This window comes from Kitasatospora sp. NPDC001175, assembly GCF_053598215.1.
On record NZ_JBSFJU010000148.1, the window covers coordinates 1 to 6,439 of the forward strand.

Here is a 6,439-nt window from a genome sequence, read left to right on the forward strand (position 1 = left end):
CCGGCGGCTCGTCGCTGACCGCCAACTGGCTGCTGACCGCCGTGCTGATCAAACTCTCCGACGCGGCCGGACGAGCCGAGCTGGAGCCGAACCCGGAGCAGATCCCGCCCGTACAGCCGACCATGGCCGCGCCCGCCGCACCCGCACCCGCGCCCGCCCTCTGACCCTCCCGGCGATCCTCCACCGGCGGGCCCGTCGTCCGGGCGCCCGGCCGCTCGGTTCACGCCGGGCCTCGACTAACGCATGGCAGGACCACATCCCATTAACAGGCTCTGCCCCCGATCAACGGCCCGTCACTCCCCCGCGCAGGGAGCGGCGGGCCGTTCGGCATCCCCGGCTTGCCTCAGCGCCCCGCCGACCCGCACGTCATGACGTCCCCGACGGCCGCCCGCCCGGCCGGGGCCCCAGCACCGCCGCGGCCCGGGCGGCGACAACGGCGAACCCCTTGTTCGGTTCGCACTTCACCCTGCGTGCCGACGGCACCGAACCTCCGTCCCTTCCCACGGCGATCCCGGCCCACCGCGCCGGCTCCCTACCCCGCCGGCCTCCACCTGGTCCGTCCGGGCCGCCACATCACCCCCGCCACCCACGACCCCGCCGACTTCCCCCCGCGCCTCTTCCGTCCCGGGACTAGTCGACGCCCGCGGCACCGCAAGGGCGATGCGGAGCGGGCGTGTTCGCCGCCATGGGAGCCCAACTGTCCGTCAGCTCTGCTGGTACAGCACCGCCCCGGTCCGGCACTCCGGATCCGCGAACACGTAGAGACAGCCCTCGCCGCCCCACACGTCGGCTCCGTCGTTCATCGAGAGGAACCGCATCGTCCTTCCGCAGCGCGGGCAGTGGGGGTACTCGGGATCCTGGATCCACTCCGGCCGACCGCCGAGCGTGGACCCGCCCTCGTGCCAGGCCGTGCCGCTGCCGTCCGCCGGCCGAGCGGGCCCGAGCACCAGCCGGGTCGGGTACGGATCCCAGCCGTCCAGCACCGGGCCGTTCCACTCCGGCCGTTCGTTCTTCGTCGACCAGCGGCAGCCGCCGGCGCCGTCGTACTCACTGAGGATCGTGCCGAAGTCCGTGCAGCGCGGACAGGCGAGCACCTGCACGTGGTCGTCCGTGGGCAGTGCCAACGCCCGCGCGACCGCCGAGCCGGACGGCAGGTCGAGTGCGTACGCCAACTCCATGCCGCACCAGGGGCAGTGCTGCCCGGACCCGTGGCCGAAGAGCGCTTCCCCGGCCTCCTCCGCGTCCACGGCCAGCAGCTCGAACGCCTGCCGCGCCACGAGTTCCCGCCGCTCCCCCGACGGCTCCAGCTCCCAGCCCGCCGCACGGGTGTGGGCGCCGACATCGCCCGACTCCCGCCAGCGGACGAACGCCTCACGCGCGACGTCCGGATCCCCCTCGGCGACACACTCCCGCAGGAGGTACTGATTCCCGTCCGCCGAGTCGGCGAGCTCGACCAGCGCCCTGGTGGTCGGCCCGTCCGCACCTCGCCAGATCTCGCTCCGGCTGAAAACCCGCGCGTCCAACAGCCGTTCACGGTGGGGCGCCACCCGCCCGGGCTCCGCCGCCACGGCCTCCGCCAGCTGCCACACCGCGTCCTCGTCCCCGCCGCACCCCGCGGTGACCAGTGCGTTCAGTTCGTCCTCCGTCAGCACACCGGCACCCTAGCCAGCTCGGCCGACAGATCGGGCCGCGGCCGTCATGGCAGGCAAGCACGCCGGATACGACCGGAAGCCCGCCGTGGGCCGACCCCTCCGACGATTTCCCGATCAAGCACCAGAGCCCCGAACCGATCATGGTTCGAGGCTCTGGTCAGCGTGCCCCAGGCAGGATTCGAACCTGCGACACCGGCTTTAGGAGAGCCGTGCTCTATCCCCTGAGCTACTGAGGCGGGGCTTGTCCCGGACCTCGCACGGAGCTCGGGATCCGAGCCGTGGTCGGCCTGTCGACAAGGCGTCGAGCGTCGTGCTGCCGGGGCTGCGGGCTCGTCGGCCGTGGGTTTCCACGGGTCAGAGTGCAGCGCCCGCCGGGACGCTCGATCCACAGGGTACCGGATCGCGGGTCGGGCGGGCGCTGATGTCGTGGGACTGGTGGGGTGTGATCGTCAGGTGGTGCGCCGGCGGGCGGTCGTGGAGGGCCCGGAGGTCGGCGGCGGGCGGTCGTGGAGGGCCCGGAGGTCGGCGGCGGGCGGTCGTGGAGGGCGGCTCAGAGGCCGCCGGTGAACAGCAGGCGGTTGGGCGAGGTTTCGGCCGCCGAGAGCACGTCCTTGGTGGCCCGGGCACCGATCCAGCGCCGGACCTCCTCCGTGTTCGCGAAGGGGCGGACCGCTTTGTGGAGCGCCGCGACGCCGGCCACGTGCGGGCTGGCCATCGAGGTGCCGCCCCGGCGGTGCCGCCGCCCAGCTTCGCCGAGAGGATCTCGTGATCCTCGCAGCGGGCTGCCCGGGCTCGGCCGCCGTGACCACGCCGTCCTGCTCGAGTGCCGCCACGGCCGGCAGGTTCCGTACCGCCGCCAGCTGGAACGGGCTGAGGTCGGCGGCGAAGCCGTGCAGGACGTGGGAGTAGGTGAACCTCGGGGTGATGCCGGGTGCGGCCCTGGTCACCGTCGCCAGGTCGACGTCGTCCTTCACGGTGACGATGTAGCGGCCCGGGATGGCGGTGGACGAGGTGTGGAGCGGCGCGGGCCCGGTCCGGCTCCGGAGCGGGCTTGGCCACGGCTCCGGTGGCACCGCAGAGCGGGACGAGCAGGAGTGGTGCGCCCGAGGCGCAGCGCGCGAACAGGCGCATTCGATGCTCCGTTCAGGTCGAATGACCATCGCCATCCGGCCCATTTCGACCGCGGCCCATTCGGACTTGAGTGCCCATCGGCCACTCGGCGCAGGAGCCGGACGGCCGGCGGCCGCGGCGGAATGGGTACGCTGAGGCGCCGATGGAGCCGGGATCGGGGGACCTATGACCATCAGGAGCGGACTGACGGCGGCCCAGCTGATCGATCTGCTGGGCGACCGTGGGAGTTTCGAGTGCTGGGACACCCCGATCACGGCGGCGCCCGCCGACGAGGGGTACGCGGCCTCGCTGGCCCGGGCCCGGGCGCGGACGGGGCTGGACGAGGCGGTGACCACCGGGCGGCTGCTGGTGGACGGGCGGCCGCTGGCGGTGGTGGCCTCGGAGTTCGGCTTCCTGGGCGGCTCGATCGGGGTCGCCACGGCCGAGCGGATCACCCGGGCCGTGGAACGGGCCACGGCCGAGCGCCTGCCGCTGCTCGCCCTGCCCGTCTCCGGCGGCACCCGGATGCAGGAGGGGTCGGCCGCCTTCCTCTGCATGGTCCGGATCACCGCCGCGGTCCAGGCCCACCGGACCGCCGGGCTGCCGTACTTGACGTATCTGCGCAATCCCACGATGGGTGGGGTGTTCGCCTCCTGGGGCGCACTCGGGCAGCCGGTGCTGGCCGAGCCCGGAGCGCGGCTGGGCTTCCTCGGGCCCCGGGTGTACGAGGAGCTGCGCGGGGTCCGGCTGCCGGAGGAGGTGCAGCGGGCCGAAACGCTCGCGTCCGGCGGGCTGGTGGACGCGGTGGTGCCGCCGGACGAACTGGCCGCCTTCGTCGGGCGGTTGCTGGCCATGCTGGACCGCCGGGGCGATCCGGCGGCGGACGGGGCGCCGGCGGGCGGGGCGCCGGCGGACCGGCCCGCGGCGGACGGGCTGGACGACACCTGGGAGTCGGTCCGGCTGACCCGGAAGCCCGGCCGGCCCGGGATGCGGGAGCTGCTCGCGCGGGCCGCCGAGGGCGTACTGCCACTGACCGCGCCCACCCCGCGCGAAGGCCGGGCGGCGGGCGCACTGGTGCGCGCGTTGGCCGAGTTCGGGGGCCGGCCGGCCGTGGTGGTCGGCCAGCAGCGAGCGACTCCCGGCACCGAGCGTCCGTTCACCGCCGCCGATCTGAGGTGCGTCCGGCGCACGGCCACTCTCGCCGAACAGCTCGGACTCCCCCTGGTCACGGTGGTGGACACCGCGGGGGCCGAACTCTCCGTCCAGGCCGAACTCGACGGCGTGGCAATGGAGATCGCCCACTGTCTGGACACGCTGATCGCCCTGCGCACCCCGGTGCTGGCGGTACTGCTCGGCCAGGGCTCGGGAGGCGGCGCGCTCGCGTTGCTGCCCGCCGACCGGGTGCTGGCGGCCCAGCACGCCTGGCTGGCACCGCTGCCGCCGGAGGGCGCCTCGGCGATCGTCCACCGGGATGGCGAGCACGCGGCTGAACTGGCCCGGACCCAGGGCATCGGCGCGCACGACCTCGCGGCGGCCGGTCTGGTGGACCAGGTGCTGCCCGAACTCCCGGACGCCGCGGCGGAGCCGGACGCCTTCTGCGAACGCGCCGGCCGGGCGATCGCCCACGCACTCGGCGAACTGGCCGCCCAGCCGGAGCCGGTCCGGGCCGCCGCCCGGGCCGCGCGCAACCGCCGCCTGGGCGACCTCACCACCGCCGGTTGACACCGCCTCGCGGGCCCGTCCGGCTCCCGTATCCTGGCCGGGCCCGCCTTGCGGACTGACTTCCAGTCAGCTTCACAGATCGCCTTGACTTCCCATGCTCATCGAACCTTTGAGCTCTCCCGGGCGCGCGCTTCGCAGCGTCTGGCTATCGCCCGCCCTGGTCACCCTGCTGCTCGGCCTCTACCGGATCACCACTCCCGAGCTCTGGCGCGACGAGTTCTCCAGCTGGAGCGCGGCGACCCGGCCGTTGCCGCAGTTGTTCGCGATGCTCGGCAACGTCGACGCCAGCAACGGTGCGTACTACCTGGTGCTGCACGCCTGGACCGGTGTCTTCGGCGACTCGGTGCTCAGCCTGCGGCTGCCCTCCGCACTGGCGATGGCCGCCGCCGCCGCCTTCACGGCGCTCGCCGCGCTGCGGTGGTTCGGCAGCCGGGTGGCCGCGGTGGCCGCCGGACTGCTGCTGGCGGACCTCCCCAACGTCTCGGCGTACGCGCAGGAGGCCCGCTCGTACGCGATCGTCACCTGCGCCGTGGCGGCGGGCACCTGGTGCCTGCTGCGGGCCCTGGAGCGGCCCTGCCCGGCGCGCTGGGCCTGGTACGCGCTGTGCACGGCGCTCGCCGGGGTTTTCCACCTGGTCTCGTTGAGCAGCCTCGCCGGGCAGTGCGTGGTGGTGGCCCTGGCCGTCCGGTCGGGACGGGACACCCGGGCGCTGCGGTGGTTCCCGCCGGCGGTGCTGGCGGCGCTGCTGCCCACGGTGCCCGTGATGTTGCTGGGGCAGCGGCAGTCTGGACGCCAGCTGGAGTGGATCGCCGTCGCGACCCGGTACCGGCTGCGGACGTTCTGGCCGGAGCTCCTCGGCTCGTCCGGGGTGATGTGCGCCTTCCTCCTGCTGGCGGCGGCTGCCCTGGCGTGGCGCGGCCACCGGTCGGCGGCGGTCCAGGCGGCGGCCGCGGCCGTGCTGCCGGTGCTCGGGGTCTGGCTGGTCTCGCAGGGGCGCACCTCGTACTTCGTCGACCGCTATCTGCTCTTCACCCTGCCCGCCTGGGCCGCACTCGCGGGCGGCGGCGTCGCGGCGGTCCGCGCCGCCGCACAGGCTCTCGGCGTCCGGGTGGCACTCTGGGGGACGCCGGCGCTTCGCGAGGACGCACCGCTCCGAGGGCGCAAAAAACAGCGCGAGCGCCCCCGCGCCAACGCGGACGCCGGGTCGCGCAATGCCCCACGCACCCCAGAGGGTGCCGGGCGGGTCACGAACTCGCGCAGGGGGGCGGCCGCACCGTTCCCTGCGCCCTCCCGGACCCCGGCGCGCCTCCGGACGGCCCCGGGGCTCGCCGCCGCACCGGCGCTGGCCGTGGTCGCCGTGGTCGGACTGCTCGGGCTGCCGGAGCAGCGGGCGGTGCGGTACGTGACCGCGCGGACCGAGACCGACTACCGGGGCGCGGCGCGCCTGGTGGCGTCCGGCTACCGGGCCGGGGACGGGATCGTGGCGGTGGCCGGGCAGAAGGCGTGGATGATGGTGGGCGCCGGAGTGGCGTACCACCTGCCGGACGGCGTCCGTCCGAGACCGCTGCTGATCGCGGAGACCGCGGCACGGGCGGAGGACCTGTTCCCGTCGGAGTGCCCGGTTCCGGTCCGCTGTATCGGTGACGTGAGCCGTACCTGGGTCGTTACCATCGGCACTGGCGACGACCCGTACCAGGCACTGCCGGCCGACCAGGCCGGTGCCCTGCGAGCGGTGTTCACCCCGAGCGAGGTCCGGCACGTGCGCGGGCTGACGGTGTCGCTGCTGGTGCGCGCAAGAGGGCGCGCGTAACGGCCCGCTGCCACTCCCGCCGCTTCGAAAGGCACAACGTGACTGCCCCCGAGGAGACCCCCAAGGAGAGCACCTTCGCCGATCTCGGCCCGGTGCTGGTGATCATCCCGACCTACAACGAGGTCGAGAACGTCGAGCGGATCGT

At 74.5% G+C, this 6,439-nt stretch carries 4 protein-coding genes, 1 tRNA gene and 1 pseudogene; 2 read left to right on the plus strand and 4 right to left on the minus strand.

Features of this window, described 5'->3' with window-relative positions; translation table 11 throughout:
- Window positions 1-704: 704 nt before the first annotated feature.
- The 4 genes and pseudogenes from ACWDAK_RS40285 to ACWDAK_RS40300 form a co-directional block, all read right to left on the minus strand.
- Window positions 705-1,652 (minus strand): hypothetical protein, encoded by a 948-nt coding sequence (locus ACWDAK_RS40285; protein ID WP_427396254.1) that lies wholly within the window; start codon window positions 1,650-1,652, stop codon window positions 705-707.
- 163 nt (window positions 1,653-1,815) lie between these two features.
- Window positions 1,816-1,888: transfer RNA gene (locus tag ACWDAK_RS40290), tRNA-Arg, on the minus strand.
- A gap of 314 nt (window positions 1,889-2,202) precedes the next feature.
- Window positions 2,203-2,367, minus strand: coding sequence for a hypothetical protein (locus tag ACWDAK_RS40295; RefSeq protein ID WP_344641516.1), 165 nt, complete (start codon window positions 2,365-2,367; stop codon window positions 2,203-2,205).
- 97 nt (window positions 2,368-2,464) lie between these two features.
- Window positions 2,465-2,956 (minus strand): annotated as a pseudogene (locus ACWDAK_RS40300) (hypothetical protein); the annotation flags it as partial.
- Here ACWDAK_RS40300 and ACWDAK_RS40305 point away from each other — a divergent pair.
- Window positions 2,949-4,484 carry a carboxyl transferase domain-containing protein gene (locus ACWDAK_RS40305; RefSeq protein WP_427396255.1) on the plus strand — a complete coding sequence of 512 codons (1,536 nt, stop codon included), beginning with the start codon at window positions 2,949-2,951 and terminating at the stop codon, window positions 4,482-4,484. The pseudogene ACWDAK_RS40300 and the gene ACWDAK_RS40305 overlap by 8 nt on opposite strands.
- Window positions 4,485-4,578: 94 nt before the next feature.
- On the plus strand, window positions 4,579-6,294 hold the full coding sequence (locus tag ACWDAK_RS40310) for a glycosyltransferase family 39 protein (RefSeq protein WP_427396256.1): 1,716 nt from the start codon (window positions 4,579-4,581) through the stop codon (window positions 6,292-6,294).
- Window positions 6,295-6,439: the final 145 nt, after the last annotated feature.

Excerpts from the sequence above, each read along its gene's own strand:
- ACWDAK_RS40295 (WP_344641516.1), bottom strand. The coding sequence starts at position 2,367 with ATGGCCAGCCCGCACGTGGCCGGCGTCGCGGCGCTCCACAAAGCGGTC.
- ACWDAK_RS40305 (WP_427396255.1), top strand. The coding sequence starts at position 2,949 with ATGACCATCAGGAGCGGACTGACGGCGGCCCAGCTGATCGATCTGCTG.
- ACWDAK_RS40310 (WP_427396256.1), top strand. The coding sequence starts at position 4,579 with ATGCTCATCGAACCTTTGAGCTCTCCCGGGCGCGCGCTTCGCAGCGTC.